The following is a 21,176-nucleotide window of genomic DNA, read 5'->3' on the forward strand; positions in this document are numbered from 1 at the left end:
AGACAGGGTGAGCGCTATACAGAGCGGTCTTTGAATAGAAATAAATCGCTACAAATAGCTGAATATGAAAGCCTCGCACTAGCGAGGCTTTTTTGTGTTAAGCGACAAACACTCTCTAAAAAAGTTAACCTACAAAACCTTACCTTTTCAAGAATACCTACTAACATGAAAGTACGGGTTTCCGTTTTCTAAGGGGTATTTATGGGTATCTTTGAGCACTATCAAAGTCGCTATGAGGAGCGTAAGCAGGAAGAGTTTACCATTGGAGAATTCCTTGAAATCTGCAAGGAAGACTCTCTGGCCTATGCCAACGCCGCCGAACGTCTCTTAATAGCCATTGGTGAACCTGAGCGGATTGATACCGCCAGCGATCCACTACTCAGTCGCATTTTTTCTAACCGCGTCATTTCTCGCTATCCAGCTTTTTCAGAATTTTATGGTATGGAAGAGGCGATTGAACAAATCGTGTCATATTTAAAGCATGCCGCACAGGGGTTAGAAGAGCGTAAACAAATCTTGTATTTGCTAGGTCCTGTTGGCGGCGGTAAATCGTCATTGGCCGAACGACTGAAAGAATTAATGCAAAATGTTCCAATTTATATGCTCAAGGGCTCGCCAGTTAATGATCACCCTTTCTGTCTATTTGATGAAAATGAAGACGGTGACATTTTAAAACGAGAATACGGTATTCCCAAGCGCTACCTTAAAACCATCATGTCGCCATGGGCGCGCAAGCGTCTACATGAATTTAATGGCGATATTACCCAGTTCAAAGTGGTTCGGGTTTATCCTTCAATACTCGACCAAACTGGTATCGCAAAAACCGAGCCTGGTGATGAAAACAACCAAGACATTTCTGCGCTGGTAGGAAAAGTAGATATTCGCCGCTTAGAGCAATACGCTCAAAATGATCCAGACGCTTACAGCTATTCCGGCTCTCTATGCAAAGCCAATCAGGGGCTGATGGAATTTGTAGAAATGTTTAAAGCACCTATCAAGGTGTTACATCCTCTGCTTACAGCAACGCAAGAAGGTAATTACAATCCGACAGAGGGATTTTCGGCATTGCCGTTTGATGGTCTTATACTGGCTCATTCTAATGAATCTGAATGGCAATCCTTTCGCAACAACAAAAACAATGAGGCGTTTCTAGACAGGGTGTACATTGTCAAAGTGCCTTACTGCTTGCGAGTGAGTGAGGAAATTAAGATTTATAAAAAGCTGCTGGACACCAGTGAGTTACACGGTGCGCCCTGTGCCCCCGACACATTGGAATGTTTGGCTCAATTTATTGTTCTCTCCCGTCTTAAAGAGCCTGAAAACTCAAGTTTATTTTCTAAAATGCGGGTGTACGATGGAGAAAGCTTAAAAGATACAGATCCAAAAGCGAAGTCTTATCAAGAGTATAGAGACTACGCGGGAGTTGATGAGGGAATGGAGGGTCTTTCCACTCGCTTTGCGTTTAAAATTTTATCTAGGGTGTTTAATTTCGACAGCCAAGAAGTAGCAGCTAACCCTGTGCACCTATTCTACGTTTTAGAGCGACAAATTGAGCGTGAACAATTCAACCAAGAAATTGCAGACAGATATCTCGAATTTTTGAAAGGGTACCTTACGCCTCGATATGTGGAGTTTATTGGAAAAGAGATACAAACCGCCTATTTAGAAAGCTACTCGGAATACGGTCAAAATTTATTTGACCGATATGTCACGTATGCTGACTTTTGGATCCAGGACCAAGAGTATCGAGACCCCGAAACTGGTCAATTATTCGACCGTGAGGCACTTAATGCAGAGCTTGAAAAAACGGAAAAGCCAGCGGGAATAAGCAACCCAAAAGATTTTAGAAATGAAATCGTAAACTTTGTGCTTCGCGCCAGAGCGAATAACAACGGTAACAATCCTTCGTGGACCAGCTATGAAAAATTGCGCACCGTGATTGAAAAGAAAATGTTTTCAAATACTGAAGATTTGTTGCCCGTCATTTCGTTTAACACAAAAGGCTCCACTGAGGAGCAGAAGAAGCATGACGACTTTGTTAACCGCATGACCGAAAAAGGCTATACGCAAAAGCAAGTAAGATTACTCTGCGAATGGTATCTCCGAGTGAGAAAAGCGTCGTAAAAACGCGCTTTCTCTCTGCCTATCGAATTCTCACTCATGTGGATTTTCATTGTATGAATTTCCCCTGTATGAGGTCGAAGTTTAATACATGAGTATCATTATGTAAGTAGGTGTTTATGGCCCATTTTATTGACCGAAGGCTCAACAGCAAAGGCAAAAGCACGATAAACCGGCAGCGCTTTATTAAACGGTATAAGCAGCAAATAAAGCGGGCGGTGTCAGACGCAGTAGGTAAGCGTTCGGTAACCGATGTGGAAACTGGTGAACAAATTAGTATTCCTACACGGGATATTTCAGAACCTGTATTTCACACTGGTAAAGGCGGACGGCGGGATATGGTCCATCCCGGCAACGACCAGTTTTCAGAGGGAGATAGAATTGAGCGTCCCCCTCAAGGAGCTGGCCGGGGCAATGGAGACGGAGACGCCAGCAACGACGGCGAGGGGCAAGACGAATTTGTCTTCTCTATTTCTAAAGACGAGTATTTAAGCATTCTGTTCGAAGATCTTGAATTACCGAACCTGCAAAAAAACCAATTCAATCACGTTACACAATACGAAACGTATCGAGCGGGTTATCAAACCGATGGCATTCCCTCTAATTTAGATATCGTGCGTTCATTAAAAGGCTCTGTGGCCAGGCGCATTGCGTTGACTGCAGCAGACAAACGCAAGCTTAGAGAATTAGAGGAACGCTATGAGCGATTAAAAGCCAACGAATGCAATAATACTGACAGCACAGATGAAAACATGCCTGCTAATTCGCAATTAGTAACGGAAGAGCGAGTCGCTTTAGAGGCGGATATTGCCGCATTAAAAGCCAAAATCGCCAAAGTACCCTTTATTGATACCTTTGATCTGCGCTTTAAAAATTATGACAAACGACCGCTTCCTAGCAGTAAGGCCGTGATGTTCTGTTTAATGGACGTATCTGGCTCAATGGATCAAGCTACAAAAGAGACGGCGAAGCGATTTTATATTCTGCTTTATCTTTTTCTCAGTCGTACTTATGAAAATGTGGACGTGGTATATATTCGCCATCACACACAGGCTAAAGAAGTAGACGAACAAGAGTTCTTTTATTCCCAGGAGACCGGTGGCACCATTGTTTCAAGCGCATTAAAGCTGATGAAAGACATCATTGAAGAACGATACAGCGACGGCCTTTGGAATATTTACGGAGCTCAAGCCTCTGATGGTGATAATTGGGCTGACGACTCGCCAAAATGCAGTGCGTTGCTCGCCCACCATTTATTACCTGTTTGCCGCTACTACACTTACATTGAGATTACTGAACGGCCCCATCAAAGTTTATGGAAAGGCTTTGAGCAAGTAAGCGCTTCCCACGACAACTTTATGTGTAAGCATATTGAATCTCAAGCTGATATCTATCCCGTGTTTAGAGAGATATTTAAGCGCGCAGATGCTGACGCACGTTAAGGAGCATTCTATGTCGACTCCCCCCTTATCCCATCAATTTTATAAGCTTAGTGATGGACCTGATTGGAACTTTGACTTGCTTAGTGAGTACGAGGAACATATTGACCGTATAGCAAAAGCATTCAAACTCGACACCTACCCCAACCAAATTGAAGTTATTACCGCAGAACAAATGATGGATGCCTACGCCAGCATCGGCATGCCGCTCAACTACACCCACTGGTCATTCGGAAAAAAGTTTATTCAGACTGAGCAGCAGTACAAACGGGGGCAAATGGGGTTAGCCTATGAAATAGTCATTAATTCAAGCCCCTGTATTGCTTATTTAATGGAAGAAAATACCATTACCATGCAGGCGTTAGTTATGGCCCATGCATGCTACGGCCACAACTCCTTTTTTAAGGGCAACTATCTATTTAAAACCTGGACCGACGCTGACTCAATCATTGATTATCTGGTGTTTGCTAAAAATTACATTGCCAAATGCGAACAGAAGTTCGGGTTTGAGGAAGTGGAAAATACCCTTGACTCTTGTCACGCGTTGATGAACTTTGGCGTAGACAGATATAAGCGGCCTCAGAAAATATCCCTACAGGAAGAAAAGAGCCGTCAGCAAGAGCGCGAGACTTACTTACAGTCGCAGGTTAATGAGCTATGGCGAACATTGCCGGAGAACGCACAAAAACATAATACCACCCCCCGTCGTTTTCCTAGTGAACCACAGGAAAACTTACTCTATTTTATTGAAAAGAATGCGCCATTATTAGAGCCTTGGCAGCGTGAAATTGTAAGAATTGTGCGTAAGGTGTCGCAATATTTTTATCCGCAAAAGCAAACCCAAGTAATGAATGAGGGATGGGCCTGTTTTTGGCATTATCACATTCTAAATGAAATGTACGACGACAAGCTGGTAAGCGACAGGTTTATGATGGAGTTTCTGCACAGTCATTCAAGCGTTGTCATGCAGCCCGAATACAACAGTCCGTATTATTCTGGCATTAATCCCTACGCGTTAGGCTTTTCTATGTTTATGGATATCAAACGGGTATGCCAATCTCCTACTGAAGAAGATTATTACTACCTTCCCAGCATCGCAGGAAAGGACTGGTTAGAAACGGTGCATTTTGCCATGCAGAACTTTAAAGACGAGAGTTTTATTAGTCAGTTCTTATCCCCAAAAATCATTCGAGACTTCAAGCTATTTGCTCTTGAAGACGACACCTCAAAATCGTTTATAAGCGTAAGTGCTATTCACAATGAAAAGGGGTACCACACAATCAAAGAAAAGCTCTCGGCCCAATATAACTTGAGCAACTTAGAGCCTAATATTCAGGTATACAACGTAGATATAAGCGGCGACCGTTCCTTAACATTACGCTACATCCCTCAACACGATATCCCTCTTGCTGAGTCAAAAGAGGAAGTGATGCGTCATTTGCATCGGCTGTGGAAATTTGATGTACGGTTAGAGCAAGAGCATAAAAGCGGTATAATCGAGGTCATTTCACAATGCCCTAGCCCCGCTTCTTCTGATACTTAGCCTTTTGAAACTTGGCCTTTTGACACTTGGCCTTTTGACACTTGGCCTTCTGAAACTTGGCCTTTTGAGGCTTGGACATCTGAAGCTTGGACTTCTGAAGCTTGGCCTTCAATTTAATGGGTTGATTAGGCTTGTTGAGGTGCCTTACCATCCATCACTTTTTTAGAGCACAAGAAGAGAGACAGGGCCCCCACTGCAGCGAAAACGGCTGCAGTCACAAATGTTTCATAGGCATTGGTGCCTTGTGACCACTGTTGACCTGCGAGGTAGTTACCAGACGCGCCCCCTAAACCAAAGGCAATGCTGATATACACGGCTTGCCCGCGGCTGTGAAACGCTGCGGGTAAATACTGATGAATAAAGTGCACAGACACCGCGTGAGTCAATCCAAAGCTTAATGCGTGAATAACTTGGCTAAGCACAATCACGGATATATGTTGGGCAAAGTCGGCAAGCAAGTACCATCGCAGAGCCGTCAGCGCGATACTCGCAAACAGTAAATTCCACACGCCAAAACGGCTGATAAGATGCCTGGCAACTAAGAATATACCCACCTCAGCCAGTACACCAAGTGCGATAAATACGCCGGTTTGCTGACCAGAGTATCCGAGATCTCGCATGTACAATGCAAAGAAGCCATAGAAAGCACCGAAGCTAATTTGTAGACATGCAGAGGCAAAAATAAATACCGCAAACGGTTTTTGCTTAACGAACGTCCAAATACTTCCAGGCTCACTTTCAGCTTCTGATTTCTTAGCCGGCGCGGTAATGAATAATGTACTGATGAATAGTAGCGATAGCACCCCAACACTGACATACACCGGAGTTTCGGTGGAAAACATATCGAGGGCTTTACCCGCAGTCACGGTCAAGCAGATAAAACCAATGCTGCCCCACAGTCTTATTTGCCCGTAGTTAGCAGTACTCGTAGAGACTGCGTTCATTGTGATAACCTCCAGCTGAGGCAATACCGCAGTCCAAAACATCATCATAAGACCAAAGGCAAGAGTGAGCCCCCAAAAGCTAGAAAAGTAAAACACCGAGCTAAAGGTGAGCACCGTAAGAAGACAGCCAAGTCGCATAATACCAACCGCGTTACCCGTTTTATCTGCCACACCTGCCCACAGTCCAGGCCCTAAAATACGCGCTAACGTAATTACAGCAAATAGCTCACCAATATCCTGTGACGAAAAACCTCGACCGTCTAAAAAAATACCTAAATAAGGAACAAGCACACCAAGTTGACCAAAGTAGAGCCAATAGGTTAATGCTAAAATAATGAAAGACTTTTTACTGGTAATCGAAGAATGGCTAGGAAGCGTCAATGCGTATCTCCATATGTATAAAATCCATTTACACCGACCATATAAAAAGGCGCCACTAATGTAATATTAGGGCGCCACTAACGTAATATAGCAAGCAAAGTGTTTTAAACGATAGACGTGGCGTTTAACGGCTGCCTGCAATAGGTGCGGTCGTTGATACAACGCCCATATTTTGTGCGCGGTGGCGCAAAAGATGGTCCATCAATACTAGCGCCATCATTGCCTCAGCAATAGGCACAGCGCGAATGCCAACGCAGGGATCATGGCGACCTTTTGTCACAATATCAATTTCTTCGTTTTGCTTATTGATTGTGGTACCTGGCACAGAAATACTCGACGTTGGCTTTAATGCCATGTGAACTTCAATGTCTTGCCCCGTAGAAATACCACCAAGTACGCCACCGGCATGATTAGACGCGAAGCCGTCAGGAGTCAGCGTATCGCGATGCTCACTGCCCTTTTGGTTAATAACGTCAAACCCGTCACCAATTTCAACGCCTTTAACCGCATTGATACCCATCATGGCATGCGCAATTTCTGCATCTAGCCTGTCAAACACGGGCTCACCAAGTCCTACAGGCACGTTCTTAGCGACCACTGACACTTTCGCGCCAATACTGTCGCCAGACTTCTTTAAATCGCGCATGTATTCGTCGAGAGCGTCTAGTTTGTTCTCGTCTGGGCAGAAAAAAGGATTGGTATTGGTAATAGAATGATCAACGTTCTCTACGGCAATGGGGCCCAGTTGAGATAGGTAACCCGACACTTCGATACCATGAACTTCTTTAAGGTATTTTTTTGCAATACCACCCGCTGCTACGCGAATAGCTGTCTCGCGAGCAGATGAGCGACCACCTCCGCGATAATCGCGGCTGCCATATTTTTGATCGTAGGTATAGTCGGCGTGGCCTGGACGAAACCGGTCGGCAATATTGCCGTAATCTTGGCTTCGTTGGTCTTTGTTTTTTATCAACAGACCAATACTGGTTCCCGTTGTTTTGCCCTCAAAAACGCCTGAAAGGATTTGTACCTCATCGTCCTCTCTGCGAGCTGTGGTATAACGAGACGTTCCCGGCTTTCTTCTGTCTAAATCAATCTGAAGGTCTTCTTCAGTAATGTCCAATCCTGGAGGACAACCGTCTACGACACCGCCAATGGCAATACCGTGGCTTTCTCCGAACGTGGTTACAGTAAAAAGTTTCCCGAAGCTGTTACCTGACATAATTAACCATTAATCCTTACTACTAAAATACTGAACCAGTGTGTCTTTATTCACAGCAAAGATGCCTTGGCCGCCGTTTTCAAATTCTAACCAAATAACTTCTAAGCCAGGAAATCTCTCATTCATGTGCACTTCGCTATTACCCACTTCGATAAATAGCCAACCGCCATCATTTAAATACGAGGGGGCCTGACGCAACATGGTATCCACCAAATCAAGGCCATCTTCCCCTGCGGCTAGCGCGAGTTCTGGCTCATGATGATACTCTTCTGGGAGATCTGCCATATCTTGTGCATCAACATACGGCGGGTTTGAAATAATTAAATCGTACTTTTGCCCTTCAAGGCTTGTGAATAAATCAGACTTAATGGGATAAACGCGATGACTAAGGCCATGCTCTTGTATGTTGATATCTGCCACTTCAAGTGCGTCTGAGCTAATGTCCACCGCATCTACTTGCGCTTCTGGATAAGCATGGGCGAGTGCTATTGCAATGCAGGCTCCCCCAGTACACATATCAAGAATGTTCGACGGTTCGTTTTCTACAAACGGCGAGAAGTGGTTTTGAATTAACTCAGCAAAGGGTGAACGAGGAATGAGCACTCGTTCGTCAACATAAAACGGCATACCGCAAAACCATGCTTCGTTAGTCATGTAGGGCAAAGGCATGCGTGTTTGTACACGCTTTAATACAAGCTCTGCTATTTTCTCACGCTCACTTTTTGTAAGGCGAGAAGACAATATATGATCTCCCACTGACGATAAGATAGGATGTGGAAGGTGAAGGGCTTGCAATACCAAGCTTGTGGCTTCGTCCCACGCATTGTCCGTGCCATGACCAAAGTAGAGTTCAGCGTCATTAAAACGGCTTGTTGCCCATCGGGTCATATCAAGCAATGTATGCAGATCGTCAATGGCTTCTTCTAGGTAAAACTTATCGGTCATAGCGTTTGGGTACATCAATATTTTGAAAGCTGGTATCATACCCAAACTTCATGCTAATTCACATAATTAACTGTGGGTGAGGCAGCGTCGAAAGGTATTTTATTAACGCTCGCTTTTGACAGAAGCCTCTTGCTTCTTTGAAAGCCCAATGCAGATTAGATTCATTATGAAAGTGTTTAAAAAAGAATTGAAAGCGTTAAAAAAGCGGCAAAGTACGCACGCGCCTGCTGCTCAAGAAGATACCTTTTCGTTTACCGACGCCATGGTTGGCGTAAAGCCGTTGGCGCAAGATAAAGTAGAGCCAAATAAACAAGTAGAACTGTTTAAGAAGAAACAGCAGTCGTCGGCTAAAAATCTTAAACACAGTAAACAACTCGCGGCGTCGTTTAACTTTTCAGACATGTACCAAGCCGTATTGCCACAAGAAGGCCCGATGCGTTATTGCCGCAGCGATGTGCCCACCCATGTGTTAAAGCAATTGCGACGAGGTGATTTTTCGCCAGAGCTACATTTAGATCTTCACGGACTGACAAGAGAAATAGCAAAAGATGAAATTGCCGCGCTCATTTACGCCGCGAGAAAAGACCTTGTAGACTGCGCCTGTATTATGCACGGTTTTGGTCAGGGCGTACTGAAAGCCGCCCTGCCCCATTACTTGGTTCAACATCCCCACGTTAAAGCGTTTCACCAGGCCCCATTAGAGTATGGCGGTAAAGCTGCTTTACTGGTATTGCTTGATGTGCCGGTAATGGCTGGCAAACAGTAGCTCCACTCTACTTTTTGAAAATAGAGGCCTGACTGCCTCTGCCGTTTAAAGCAACCAGCTTTATTTTCCAGCCGCGCTGTTGTGCATGAACAAATAGGTGTAGTACACCATCATTCCAACGATAATACCTATACCTAACAGCGAACCCCACACCACCGGATCTTTAATCATTGTCCACAACATAATTGTTCTCTCCACAAGTACGAAAAATTAGCACGTAAACGAGCACGTGAATAAAAATCTATAGTTGAAGTGTATGGGAGCGCGGGAGCTATGGTTATGATCTAGATCAACAGCGAAAAAGGGATGAATGGTTTCGCATGGGTATCTTGATCTGCATCAAGAAATAGAAGGGTCACAAAAAATACACTAAATTGTTATTGCAAATCATTCTCATTTGCAATACATTGAGTATGCCTGTTCGACGTTGGGTCAAAAAAACGGTCTTAGCTTAGCGTCGCTGAGGGGGTAGAGATAATCTACCCCCTCTTTTTTTGTTCTGATGTTTTATGGTTTTGTTTTGATATATGCTGCTTATTACTACGCTAGTTTCAAATAGCGTTTAACAGCCCGCAGAGCGACAAGTACAAACGCCTTACGAAGTAGCTTTAGCTGAATAGCTTCATAAACCAACCTTTCTGAAGATCTTCTTCGCAGGTTTTTAGTTGAGTGGCATAGCGTAACGAGCGCGCTTTGACCTTTGATGCCACCTTTTTAAGCCATGGCTTTCTATCGTAGCTGCGACGCTTATACCCGCCCCAACCTTCGTGGTAATTAAGGTACTGGGCGTAAGCATCCCACTTAGACACACCATTGACCTTTTGTGATTTGTAGATAAACCAGCCCATAAAATCAATGGCATCTTCAAAGTCGTCTCTGTCTGCGCCTGAATTATCGGTTTCTCTCACATAGTCTTGCCACGTAGGTGTTTTCGCTTGCGAATATCCGTACGCACTGCTTACCCTACCCCAAGGAATCAAACCAAAAAACACATAATCTTTAGGAGGGAGTGCGTCGTGTCTAAACGAACTCTCTTGGTACATCATTGCCATTGGGATATGAATGGGCACGCCCCACTTATCTCTAACGTCGGCGGCAGCATCGTACCAGTCTTCTTTTTCGTAAAAAATTTCACATAGATTGCTAATATTTTTTGGAGGTGTTGTGGCACACCCTGCGATGAATAGCGGAAAAAGAACGATGAAGCTTGATAAAAAAACAACCCACTTTTTGAACTTTTGGCTCATAGAATGTCTTAATTAATGTTCTAGTAAAATGTGTGTTTCCCTGGAACCCTTCAATGCCTGACTTATGTCAGGCATTTTTTTTTGCTGGGGGCTCGGCAAAGTAGTCAGCAATAAAGGTATCAAAGTCTTTTTCATCTGATGCCTCTATTTCTCGCTGCGCGTCAAAAGAACTTTCGCCCTGTTTAACAAACTCAGCACTATCGGTAAACGTGTAGTCAAACCCTTTCATTTCGTTGCTGTATTTCTGCGCTAACTCTAGCCCAAAAATACTATTGTCTTTGTCACCGTCTAACAGAGACTGAAGCATTTTCCCTGAAGGCGTTAAAGCGGGGTTTTGAATTTTAGCGTATTCGTCACTTACTGCCTTGGTGTATTGTTTTGTGTTATTCGCCTCATCAAGCAATGTGGCCGCTTGGCCAAAATATGCAAAAAGCTTTTCGCTCCATTGAGGTAACGATACCGGGTTGCCATTTTCTGTCAGCATTAGCTCCGGGTTTCGTCCTTCCAATACAACGCGATCCATATTTTCTTTTGCTTCATTAAGCTGTTGTTCGTCTAACGCGTCACTGGGCATCAGCAAACAGGAAAGCAGAAACACATCAAGAAAATCAAACTGCGAATCAGAGATGCCTATGGCAGAAAACGGGTTTACATCTAATGCGCGCACTTCTATATAGCTAATACCGCGCCTTACGAGAGCGTCGGTGGGCTTCTCCATTGACTCAGTAGGCTGCTTGGGACGAATAGGAGAATAAAGCTCGTTCTCAATTTGAATAATATTGTGATTGAGCTGCTGATAATTTCCGCCTTCACCTGAGGCAAAGCGCTCAAAACGAGTGGAAGGTGTGCTCATCGCTTCGCGCAACAAGCGAACGTAGTTATCCAATTCGTTGTAGCAAATTTTTAGCGAAGATTGTTCTGCGCTGGTATAGCCTAAGTCGCTCATTCTAAGCGATGTGGCGTAAGGCATATACAGTGTACCTTTACCCACCTTCTTAAACGGTAGACTGTGCTCCTTGCCTGTTAAGAATGAGCTGCATAAAGCTGGAGATGCACCGTACAAATAAGGGATTAGCCAGCACAAGCGCCGATAGTTTCTAATAAGGCCAAAATACTCTGCCGACGTTTGGTCTTGTGAATGAGTGGTACCGTTTTGCTTCGCCCACAGTGCCCAAAAGCTCTCTGGTAAGGAAAAGTTAAAATGAACACCCGCGATAGCCTGCATCATACTACCGTAGCGATTTTTAAGCCCGATGCGATACACGCGCTTCATTTTACCCACGTTAGACTCGCCAAAGTAGGCAATGGGAATTTCCGTCTCATCATCAATAAAGCAGGGCATGCTGAGTGGCCAAATTTGCTCTTCTTCAATATTATCTGCAACAAAGCGGTGAATATCTTGAAGTTGTGCAACGGTCTTTGCCGAGCTTGCCTCTGGAGGAGTAATAAACTCTAACAAAGACTCAGAAAAGTCTGTCGTAATAGATTCGTGAGTCAGGGCCGAGCCCAACGGCTTAGGATGTGGCGTCTGTGCCAACGTACCGTTTGGATTGATTCGAAGCGCCTCTCGCTCTACACCACGCTTTATGTCTTTTAACGAGGCTAAAAATTCTGGCGATTTAAGCGCCTTAACGCGCGCGTCGAAACAAGTGTTGTCTGCTGTCAAAATGGTATTCCGTGATGTCATTATTGCGCCCAGTTTGGAAGTCATGGGCGGCAATAGTGTAAATTCAAGATACGTTGGCTGTTTAGTCTAACGCTTCTCGCTTGTTGTCCTCTACCGATAATTCAACCATCGGTATATTTAATGAGCTCAGCTGTGGCAAAATCTTCGTTTTATCACCCACTACAATAATTTGCATCTTATCAGCATTCAAATATTGTTTTGCTAGCCTATTAATAGCCACTTTATCTATGCGGTTAATGATGTCGAGTTGCTCGTCTCGATATCCTTTTTCCAAGTCATAGCTGAGCAACTGTCGTAAGAAGCGAGCTTTGCTAGAGGGTGTTTCAAATGCCAATGCATCACTTAATGTAAAGGCATTTCGCATAAATTCAATTTCAGACTCAGTCACGCCCTTTTCTTTATACGCATTTATCTCGGCAAAAATCTCTTTGATGCCCAGTGCAGTATCCTTTGCGGTTAAATCAGTACTCACTTCAAACCAACCTAAGGTTTTTCCACCAACAAAGCCACTACTCGCACCGTAGGTTATACCTTTATCTTCCCGTAGATTTAAATTGATTCTACTGTTAAAGGCTCCACCTAGCGGGAAATTCATAAGTCGAGATTTAAAATATTCGCCTGTTGCATCAAAGGGTAAACCTCTATCCACAATATACACCACCGACTGCACCGCATCAGGACTGTGTACTACATACAGGTTTTGTTCTTCGTACTGAGGAAATTCATGGTAATCGACAAAATCATAGTCTTGCCCTTCCCAGTCATTTAAAAAGCCAAGCGCTTCCATGGTCTGCTCTGGCGTCAGGTTACCCACTACAACCATGCTGGCCTTTGCGGGTGAATAATAGCGCTCGTAAAATGCTTTTACATCATCCAAGGCAATATTGTTTACCGACGCTATAGTGCCTCCATCAGGCAAACTTACTCGATTTTCTTCCCCAAACAAAATTAAGTCTTTGGCTCTCTGCGCTAAGCTAGAGGGCGTTTTTGCCTGCTGCTGCAAGCCCTGCAGAACGCGCTCTTTCATGCGCGAGAAATCTGCTTCAGTAAATGCAGGGTTAAACAGTTTCTCTTCCATCAACGCTAGCGTGGGTTTAATGTTTTTCGTCAAGGTAGACACTGACATCTGAGTAAACCTTCCACCAGTGCTAAAGCGAATCGAACTGCCTAGCTTAGCAAGTTCGTTTGCTAAGTCTTCATTACTGTAGTTTTTCGTGGTCTCGTTCATCAGTAGCGCCGTAAGGTATGCGGTGCCTGCTTTGCCTTCTGGGTCTAGCAACATGCCACCGTCCATACCCAAGGTTATGGTTACCGTGGGCGTTTCATTACTGGTTACGCCAAGCACCTTAATATCATTACGTAGCGAACGTTCCCAGTAGTCTGGTACTTTAGAAACCGGCGCAGGCCCGGCACTTGGCATAATGCTCCTATCAAACGTTGACGCTGGGCTAGCGAACGACTCATTGTCACTTTTATGCTTAGCAGAGGCTGATTGATGCTCAGATTGTAATTGGTCATCTGGCAGTTTGCGCGTGGGTCGCTCGAACGTCGGCTCTGCTGCAGCAAGCTGAGGGCTGCCATTTGGCACAACACTTAATACAACGCTGTTGGCGTCTTTAATATAATCATTGTATACACGCATTATGTCGCTAGCGGTAACCGAATTGTATCGCGCAATGTCTTGTGCAATGAGGTCGGGAGTGTTGTAGAAGGTTTCATTTGCTGCAAGCGCAGAGACTTTACCTGAAACGCTTTGAAGCCCAAATACCGTCCTAGATTCTAACTGACCTTTCGTTCTGGCAAGGTCATCGGCGGTAACCCCTCGGGTTTCAAATTCTTTTAATGTATCGTTGAGCGCTTGTTGCAGTGTCGCTAACGACGTCACTTTAGCGGGGTTGGCTAAGGCCAGTAGCTGAAACTCACAGGCTAGCTCGCGACAGGGGTGAGACACAGCGGCCTGCACCGCCATTCCTTGCTTTACCAAGTTCTTATAAAATAACGACGTTTTTCCACCGCCAAGAATATTGGCCAACACATCTAAGGGTGCCTCATCAACGTGACGGGCGTAAACGGTAGGGTACGTTATTTGTAGCAGGGGCAAATGTACCTTGTCTTCTAAGGTTAAGTAACGCGTTTCATCAAGCGTCACGGGCTGAGGCTTCGCATCCACAACCTCTGGCCCTGAGGGTATATCGCCAAAATACTGCTGAATAAGTGCTTTTGTTTTGGCCACATCAATATCGCCGCCAATGGTGAGCACTGCATTGTTTGGTCCATACCAACGTTTAAAAAATGCCTTTAAATCGTTAACGTTTACGCGGTCTAAATCTTCAACGTAGCCTATTGTTAACCATGAATAAGGGTGACCCTCGGGATAGAGCGCTTCGCCATTTAGCTCAAATCGAAGCCCGTAGGGCTGATTATCGACTCGTTGGGCCCTTTCGTTTTTAACGGTCTCCCGCTGGTTCTCAAACTTCTTCTGGTCTACCGCTTCAAGTAAATAGCCCATGCGATCAGATTCAAGCCACAATACCTTTTCTAATTGATTAGCAGGTACGGTTTCAAAATAATTGGTTCTGTCTGTATTTGTTGTGCCGTTTAAGTTTCCACCTGCTTCGGTGATAACTTTAAAATGCTGTTCGTCAGCAACGTGTTTTGAGCCTTGGAACATCATGTGCTCAAAAAAGTGGGCGAATCCTGATTTGCCAACGTCTTCCCGCGCAGAGCCAACGTGATAAGTCACGTCTACGTGCACAAGTGGGTCTGAGTTGTCTTCGTGAAGAATGACGGTTAGGCCGTTATCCAACGTGTATTTCTCAAAAGGAATAGAAACTGAATTTTCTTCTTGCGGTTGTTCTACCTGCACCCGTTGGCACCCGCTACCAATTAACACTAAAAGGGCCGCACAGACGATACGAAAGGAGGGGTTACCCGGCATGTTTATTCCTTTTTTAACTAACTACGTTACAAACCGCACTTTTTAAAGCGGTGTTTTTATTATTTTATAACAGAGGGGGGCGTCGCAATTGCATCGAAGATTAACAGAATTTTTAATGCTTTACTTGTACAGGCAACACTATGGCTGTATTAATTTGTGCGATCTTGAAATACACTATCACCATTATGAGTTCTATCATCTCTGGTAACGCAAACCAGTGCCATATTGTTTCGCTCAATGGTAGTAAAGCAATGACCAACGACGTTAGAGCAACGTCGCCTTAACGTGTTGTAGAAGGATATTTGCATGGACAAGTCAACCACATTAGTCGATCTCGAGTTTGGAATGTCGCAGTTAAGCGGGAACAAAAAACTCTTATTTACCCTACTCGGTAAATTTACAGACGAATATCGTCTTTTAGATGCAAACTTGCAAGCGCTTATGGAAAAGGAGCAGTATGACGATGCTTACTCGCTTATGCATACGCTAAAGGGCGTGACTGGTAACTTGGGCTTATTCGCGCTTCACAATGACAGTAAACAAATAGAAAGTGCAATTAGAAACGAACAGCAGCTACCCGGTAATTACTCTCGGTTTGTTGTATTGCTTAATGACACTGTTGCCGAAGTAGACAGCCTGACTGCTGAGCCCGCGGCATCTGAAGCGCAAACTAATGCGACGTATAATGTGACGAGTAATGTGACGAATAATGTGACAAATAACGCAGCTGCAGATCGCGCTGAGAAACAGCTAGTGGCAGCGCTAAAAGCCAGTGAGTTTATTTCACAAACTACTCTCGATGAATGGCTAAATGCGATGAACCTTAGCGATGAAAAGCGCGAAGCAGTTATTGAGGCGGTAGACGAATTAGACTACGAAGAAGCGTTATCAACCCTAGACGTTAAGTGAAGCTAGGCAGTGCAGCACATTCCTATTATTTACCGTGACAACGGGGTTATTGTTGTCAATAAGCCCATTGGCATTGCCATGCATACTACCTCACCTACGCATAGCGAGCATGTTGCACAACCCAGTGCAGGGCTAGGTTCAGAGCTTGGTTCAGAGCTTGGACCAGAACTGGGTATAGTCGAGTTATTAAAACGTCAGTTAAATATACCTCAACTGTTTCTATGCCACCGCTTAGACACCGGCACTTCTGGCTGTTTATGCCTTACTGAAAATGAGCATTTGGCAGCAGAGATTGGCCTACTATTCGAGACTCGCCAGGTAAGTAAGTACTACTTAGCGCTCAGTGATAAAAAGCCGAAGAAAAAGCAGGGCTTAATCATCGGCGACATGAAAAATCGCCGTGGTGGTCAACACATTTTATTAAAAACCACTGACAACCCTGCCGTCACTCAATTTTTTAGCCAGTCGGCAAAACAAGGGGTCCGCGGTTTTTTATTAAAGCCCCATTCAGGTAAAACTCACCAAATTAGAGTTGCTTTAAAAAGCATAGGCGCACCTATTTTAGGGGATTCACTTTACGGCGGTAGCAGTGCCGACCGATTGTATTTACACGCCTTTGTACTTTCATTACCTTTGAAAAGCGGTACATTGACCTTTACCGCGCCTTTACTAGAGGGCGATGAATTTAACGATGGTATGGTGCAGCAATGGCTATTGACTGTCGCAAACCCCGATAATTTTGCATGGCCAGCACTGCCCTCTCGCTACACTCATGACAGTTCCCCTAGCACGGCCAGGCAACCTAGCTGATATGACGCACTTACATATTGTAGGCAGTGGTGCCATTGGGAGCCTTTTGGCAGCAGGCGCTGAAAAGCATAAGGTGACTTATACTCGCTACCCTCGGGTTTACTCGTCCTTGCACCGCAATGAAGCTACCAAGCGTTGTGATAAACCAACACTCGGTACATTTTTTAGCACTCCAAACGAATCTAGTATTCCAAACGAAGCAACATGGCTTGATGGACATTCTTTTCCCCTGCACGGCGCTATTGCATCACCCACAAAGATTGATGCCGACCATGTAATAATATTTCCGCTTAAAGTGTATCAACTAGAATCGGCTCTTCGCCAATGGCTACCGTTTTTACACGCCAAACCGGTTATTGTATTGCTACAAAATGGCATGGGCGGACAAGAAATAGCGCGGGCTTTACTAGGTGATGACTATCCACTGCTATTAGCGACAACGAGCCACGGTGCATTGAAAAAGCAAAGAGACGATGCACAGCAACAGCTTGTGTATACGGGCTTGGGAAATACTACGCTAGGCAGTATAAAACATCCTAACTTGTGTGCGTTAGCCGACTCATTCAAGGCTGACAGTCTATTGAAAACAAACCATCAATTGAAAACAGACAGTCTATTGGAAACAGGCAGCTTAGGGAAAACAGGCAAGCTATCAAAAACAGAGCGTGAAAGTAGACAGCTTGTGAGAGCCTATACATTGCTGAATAAAGCGTTACCGCCAGTGGCACTCTCAAACAAAATTTTACACGCGCTTTGGAGCAAACTTGCAGTTAACGCAGTCATAAACCCACTCACTGCGCTTAATAATGTCCCAAACCTTGCTATTTGCAATGAAAACTACAGCGAACAAATACACGATATTTGCCAAGAATTTGTAGCAGTAGCTCGAGCTTGCGGTGAGCACTTTGACCTTAGTGAAGTTAAAGACAAAGTAATGCAGGTAGCAAAGGCGACGGGCAGTAATTTTTCCAGTATGCATCAAGATGTGCAATATAAACGTGAAACTGAGATAGACGCGATCAACGGCTATATTGTGTCTATGGCAAAGAAAAAGGGTATTAGCGTTCCCACCAATACCCTTCTTGTAGAGCGCGTGAAAGCGCTTCTTATCTAGCTTTTTTGATTCGGTTATTTTACTCAGCTTTTGAGTCTTTTGCCTCAGCGTCGTTGCCTGCTTGAGGCTTCATGTGAGGGAACAAAATAACGTCTTTAATAGTAGAGCTGTCGGTAAACAACATGGCTAATCTGTCGATGCCAATACCTTCACCCGCTGTAGGCGGTAAGCCATACTCAAGGGCGCGAATGTAATCGTCATCAAAATGCATAGCTTCATCGTCGCCAGCGTCTTTTTCTACCACTTGCTTAGCAAAACGTTCCGCTTGATCTTCTGGGTCGTTAAGCTCGCTAAAGCCGTTGGCCAATTCACGACCACCAACGAAGAACTCAAAACGGTCGGTAATAAACGGGTTATTATCGTTGCGACGCGCTAGCGGAGAAACTTCCCACGGATATTCCGTAATAAACGTCGGTTGCTCTAGTTTCTCTTCTGCAGTGGCTTCAAAAATTTCACACAAGTATTTACCTGCCCCCCAAATGCCATCCACTTCAGGCTCTTTAATATGAAGCTGCTTTGCCATGGCTTTCAGCGCATCGAGGTGCGCTTCTGGGTCTCGGATTGCTGCTTCATTGGCCTCTGGCCAATACTTCAAAATGGCATCACCCATGCTTAAACGCTCAAAAGGCTGACCAAAGTCATACTGAACTTCACTGGTTACATTGCCGTCAGTGTCTTTTGTGGTATTGGTAATAATGCTAGTGCCAAGGATATCTTCTGCCAAGGTGCGAAGCATATCTTCGGTAAGATTCATCAAGTCGTTGTAGTCAGCGTAGGCCTGATAAAACTCAAGCATCGTAAACTCGGGATTGTGACGCGTTGATAAGCCTTCGTTACGGAAGTTGCGGTTAATTTCGAACACACGTTCAAACCCGCCTACCACCAAGCGCTTTAAGTAAAGCTCAGGAGCAATACGCAAATACATATCAATGTCTAACGCATTGTGATGCGTAACGAAAGGCTTTGCGGTAGCGCCACCTGGAATAACCTGCAGCATTGGCGTTTCTACTTCTAGGTAGTCGCGCTTAGTCAAATAATTGCGAATACCATTTACAATTTTGCTGCGGATCATGAAGGTTTTACGGGTTTGCTCACTGGTGATCAAATCTACGTAGCGCTGACGATACTTAGTTTCTTGATCGCTTAAGCCATGAAACTTCTCAGGCAATGGGCGCAGTGCTTTAGTCAGCAGCTCGTATTCGGCCATGTTAACGTATAAATCGCCTTTGCCAGATTTGTGCAAATCACCGGCAACACCAATAATATCGCCAATATCTAACGCACCGTATTTGGCTTTAAGCACTTTCTGCGTATCTTTGTCAGCATAGGCCTGAATACGTCCAGTCATGTCTTGAAGCAACATAAATGGACCGCGTTTTGCCATAATACGTCCGGCGATGCTTACTTTATTACCCTGCTCTTGCAGCGTTTCTTTATCGAATTCACCGAACTTAGCTTGTAATTCGTCAGCGTAATTTTCGCGACGGAAGCTGTTAGGGAAACCGTTTGCACGGCACTGCTCACGAATAGCGCTTAACTTAGCACGGCGCTCTGCAATCAATTTGTTATCGTCAGTTTGTTGGTCAGTCATAACCTTTCACTTCGTTGTTCGGTCTACAGCCCAGATTTCAGGCTAGCTACAATGAATTTATCCAAATCGCCATCAAGGACAACCTGGGTGTTGCGTGTTTCAACGCCAGTACGCAAATCTTTTATGCGAGAGTCGTCTAATACGTAAGACCGTATTTGGCTCCCCCACCCGATATCTGACTTACTGTCTTCCATCGCTTGTTTTTCAACGTTTTGCTTTTGCAGTTCAAACTCATAGAGTTTCGCTTTCAACTGCTTCATGGCTTGATCTTTGTTTTTGTGCTGCGAGCGATCGTTCTGGCACTGCACCACAATTCCGGTGGGCTCATGGGTAATACGCACAGCGGAGTCCGTTCGGTTTACGTGCTGTCCACCGGCACCTGAGGCTCGGTAAGTATCAATACGCAAATCGGAAGGATTGATATCGATATCAATATCGTCGTCAACTTCAGGGTATACAAACGCCGAAGAAAACGAGGTGTGTCTTCTATTGCCAGAGTCAAATGGCGACTTTCGAACAAGGCGATGAACACCTGTTTCGGTGCGCAGCCAGCCAAAGGCATACTCACCTTGAATGCGCAATGTAGCACTTTTTATACCGGCAACATCACCGTCTGATACTTCGATAAGTTCGGTTTTAAAGCCGTGAGCTTCACCCCAGCGAAGATACATACGCAGCAGCATATTCGCCCAATCCTGAGCTTCCGTGCCGCCTGACCCAGATTGAATATCAATATAGCAATCGTTGGCATCGTTTGGGCCGGAGAACATACGGCGAAATTCTAGTTTCTCTAGCGCCTCAATTAAACTATTCAGTTCATTTTGCGCTTCTTCGAATGTCTCTTCGTCTTCAGCTTCTACGGCAAGTTCAACCAAACCTTCAACATCTTCAGTGCCTTGGTCTAAATTGTGAATGGTTTCTACAATTTGCTCTAAGGCTACCTTTTCTTTCCCAAGTGCTTGCGCTTTATCTGGTTCATTCCACACATCTGGGCTTTCTAATTCTCGACTTACTTCTTCTAAACGCTCTGACTTCGCATCAAAGTCAAAGATACCCCCTAAGCGCGTCGGTGCGCTCGCGGATATCTTTTATCGCATTAGTAACCGGGTTAATTTCAAACATAGTCCGCTTATTAATTAAAAATTAAGACCGCGGATACTACCGAATTTAGAGCAATTTTGATAGAGGCTGCAGTAAATAAGACTCAATTTAGACAGCCTATTTTATCAGCCCTTTTTGTCTTAATTGCGTTTGTCGTGCTTGAACATTTAATAATCGCCCTCTTGTTTTTTATTTTTTTAAGCTTACACTTGTGCGCTGGTTGAGCATACAGGTGTAAGCCAAGGGTTTTACATATCTTTGGTGATAGTAAAAACGCTAACCGTACCTATTTTTGAAGGCTCCCAGAGAGCAAATATAAAAGCTAATACAAGAGAAAAGAGTAAACATCGCAGTGAAAGCATTAATACATAAGGCCGCAGCCGTTTTCTTCCACCACGCTACGTGGGCAGGATATTGG

The 21,176-nt window shown here is 44.6% G+C and carries 16 protein-coding genes; 7 read left to right on the forward strand and 9 right to left on the reverse strand.

All coding sequences use genetic code 11. From position 1 onward, the window contains the following. Positions 1-201: 201 nt before the first annotated feature. From V7R39_RS00570 to V7R39_RS00580, 3 genes are all read left to right on the forward strand, one after another. Positions 202-2,124: a PrkA family serine protein kinase gene (locus V7R39_RS00570; protein ID WP_334027147.1), complete on the forward strand. Its 1,923-nt coding sequence runs from the start codon at positions 202-204 to the stop codon at positions 2,122-2,124. 116 nt (positions 2,125-2,240) lie between these two features. Beyond that, on the forward strand, positions 2,241-3,563 hold the full coding sequence (locus tag V7R39_RS00575) for a YeaH/YhbH family protein (protein WP_334027148.1): 1,323 nt from the start codon (positions 2,241-2,243) through the stop codon (positions 3,561-3,563). 10 nt (positions 3,564-3,573) lie between these two features. Then, on the forward strand, positions 3,574-5,103 hold the full coding sequence (locus V7R39_RS00580; protein ID WP_334027150.1) for a SpoVR family protein: 1,530 nt from the start codon (positions 3,574-3,576) through the stop codon (positions 5,101-5,103). A gap of 125 nt (positions 5,104-5,228) precedes the next feature. Here V7R39_RS00580 and V7R39_RS00585 read toward each other — a convergent pair whose 3' ends face one another. The 3 genes from V7R39_RS00585 to prmB form a co-directional block, all read right to left on the reverse strand. Beyond that, positions 5,229-6,428 carry an MFS transporter gene (locus tag V7R39_RS00585; RefSeq protein ID WP_334027152.1) on the reverse strand — a complete coding sequence of 400 codons (1,200 nt, stop codon included), beginning with the start codon at positions 6,426-6,428 and terminating at the stop codon, positions 5,229-5,231. Between the two features lie 124 nt (positions 6,429-6,552). Then, positions 6,553-7,650, reverse strand: a complete 1,098-nt coding sequence (gene aroC, locus V7R39_RS00590) for a chorismate synthase (protein WP_334027154.1) — start codon at positions 7,648-7,650, stop codon at positions 6,553-6,555. A gap of 9 nt (positions 7,651-7,659) precedes the next feature. Continuing rightward, positions 7,660-8,595, reverse strand: a complete 936-nt coding sequence (gene prmB, locus V7R39_RS00595; protein ID WP_334028107.1) for a 50S ribosomal protein L3 N(5)-glutamine methyltransferase — start codon at positions 8,593-8,595, stop codon at positions 7,660-7,662. Between the two features lie 166 nt (positions 8,596-8,761). On the opposite strand from prmB, the gene smrB reads away from it, so the two are divergent. Beyond that, entirely contained in the window at positions 8,762-9,361 is a 600-nt protein-coding gene (smrB, locus tag V7R39_RS00600) for an endonuclease SmrB (RefSeq protein WP_334027156.1), read from the forward strand. Between the two features lie 60 nt (positions 9,362-9,421). Here the strand turns inward: smrB and V7R39_RS00605 are convergent, their stop codons facing one another. The 4 genes from V7R39_RS00605 to V7R39_RS00620 all read right to left on the reverse strand — a co-directional run bounded on the left by V7R39_RS00605 (position 9,422) and on the right by V7R39_RS00620 (position 15,233). After that, positions 9,422-9,544 (reverse strand): DUF3149 domain-containing protein, encoded by a 123-nt coding sequence (locus V7R39_RS00605; protein ID WP_152561496.1) that lies wholly within the window; start codon positions 9,542-9,544, stop codon positions 9,422-9,424. Between the two features lie 425 nt (positions 9,545-9,969). Beyond that, positions 9,970-10,608: a transglycosylase SLT domain-containing protein gene (locus V7R39_RS00610; protein ID WP_334027160.1), complete on the reverse strand. Its 639-nt coding sequence runs from the start codon at positions 10,606-10,608 to the stop codon at positions 9,970-9,972. 67 nt (positions 10,609-10,675) lie between these two features. Next, positions 10,676-12,295, reverse strand: a complete 1,620-nt coding sequence (gshA, locus tag V7R39_RS00615) for a glutamate--cysteine ligase (protein ID WP_438823493.1) — start codon at positions 12,293-12,295, stop codon at positions 10,676-10,678. 61 nt (positions 12,296-12,356) lie between these two features. Further along, positions 12,357-15,233, reverse strand: a complete 2,877-nt coding sequence (locus V7R39_RS00620; RefSeq protein WP_334027162.1) for a M16 family metallopeptidase — start codon at positions 15,231-15,233, stop codon at positions 12,357-12,359. Positions 15,234-15,539: 306 nt separating this feature from the next. Here V7R39_RS00620 and V7R39_RS00625 point away from each other — a divergent pair, with 306 nt between their 5' ends. The 3 genes from V7R39_RS00625 to V7R39_RS00635 are packed head-to-tail and all read left to right on the forward strand — an operon-like array spanning position 15,540 to position 18,066. Continuing rightward, on the forward strand, positions 15,540-16,142 hold the full coding sequence (locus V7R39_RS00625) for an Hpt domain-containing protein (RefSeq protein WP_334027164.1): 603 nt from the start codon (positions 15,540-15,542) through the stop codon (positions 16,140-16,142). Positions 16,143-16,151: 9 nt separating this feature from the next. Then, a complete protein-coding gene (locus V7R39_RS00630) occupies positions 16,152-16,952 on the forward strand; it encodes a pseudouridine synthase (protein ID WP_334027166.1) in 801 nt (266 codons plus the stop codon). Continuing rightward, positions 16,915-18,066, forward strand: a complete 1,152-nt coding sequence (locus V7R39_RS00635; RefSeq protein WP_334027168.1) for a ketopantoate reductase family protein — start codon at positions 16,915-16,917, stop codon at positions 18,064-18,066. The genes V7R39_RS00630 and V7R39_RS00635 overlap by 38 nt, the downstream gene beginning before the upstream one ends. A 19-nt stretch (positions 18,067-18,085) precedes the next feature. On the opposite strand, the gene lysS is transcribed toward V7R39_RS00635, so the two are convergent. Next, positions 18,086-19,657 carry a lysine--tRNA ligase gene (lysS, locus tag V7R39_RS00640; protein ID WP_334027170.1) on the reverse strand — a complete coding sequence of 524 codons (1,572 nt, stop codon included), beginning with the start codon at positions 19,655-19,657 and terminating at the stop codon, positions 18,086-18,088. A 23-nt stretch (positions 19,658-19,680) separates the two neighbouring features. Continuing rightward, a protein-coding gene (prfB, locus tag V7R39_RS00645) for a peptide chain release factor 2 (RefSeq protein ID WP_334027172.1) occupies positions 19,681-20,779 on the reverse strand; the annotation gives its coding sequence in 2 pieces (ribosomal slippage) (positions 19,681-20,703 and positions 20,705-20,779; 1,098 coding nt in all). Positions 20,780-21,176 lie beyond the last annotated feature (397 nt).

Source organism: Alteromonas sp. P256 (genome assembly GCF_036864455.1).
Lineage (GTDB): Bacteria > Pseudomonadota > Gammaproteobacteria > Enterobacterales > Alteromonadaceae > Alteromonas.

Bases quoted from the DNA above. Each gene is read 5' to 3' on its own strand.
- V7R39_RS00570 (WP_334027147.1), top strand. From the start codon at position 202: ATGGGTATCTTTGAGCACTATCAAAGTCGCTATGAGGAGCGTAAGCAG.
- V7R39_RS00575 (WP_334027148.1), top strand. From the start codon at position 2,241: ATGGCCCATTTTATTGACCGAAGGCTCAACAGCAAAGGCAAAAGCACG.
- V7R39_RS00580 (WP_334027150.1), top strand. From the start codon at position 3,574: ATGTCGACTCCCCCCTTATCCCATCAATTTTATAAGCTTAGTGATGGA.
- aroC (WP_334027154.1), bottom strand. From the start codon at position 7,650: ATGTCAGGTAACAGCTTCGGGAAACTTTTTACTGTAACCACGTTCGGA.
- prmB (WP_334028107.1), bottom strand. From the start codon at position 8,595: ATGACCGATAAGTTTTACCTAGAAGAAGCCATTGACGATCTGCATACA.
- smrB (WP_334027156.1), top strand. From the start codon at position 8,762: ATGAAAGTGTTTAAAAAAGAATTGAAAGCGTTAAAAAAGCGGCAAAGT.
- V7R39_RS00605 (WP_152561496.1), bottom strand. From the start codon at position 9,544: ATGTTGTGGACAATGATTAAAGATCCGGTGGTGTGGGGTTCGCTGTTA.
- V7R39_RS00610 (WP_334027160.1), bottom strand. From the start codon at position 10,608: ATGAGCCAAAAGTTCAAAAAGTGGGTTGTTTTTTTATCAAGCTTCATC.
- gshA (WP_438823493.1), bottom strand. From the start codon at position 12,295: ATGACATCACGGAATACCATTTTGACAGCAGACAACACTTGTTTCGAC.
- V7R39_RS00620 (WP_334027162.1), bottom strand. From the start codon at position 15,233: ATGCCGGGTAACCCCTCCTTTCGTATCGTCTGTGCGGCCCTTTTAGTG.
- V7R39_RS00625 (WP_334027164.1), top strand. From the start codon at position 15,540: ATGGACAAGTCAACCACATTAGTCGATCTCGAGTTTGGAATGTCGCAG.
- V7R39_RS00635 (WP_334027168.1), top strand. From the start codon at position 16,915: ATGACAGTTCCCCTAGCACGGCCAGGCAACCTAGCTGATATGACGCAC.
- lysS (WP_334027170.1), bottom strand. From the start codon at position 19,657: ATGACTGACCAACAAACTGACGATAACAAATTGATTGCAGAGCGCCGT.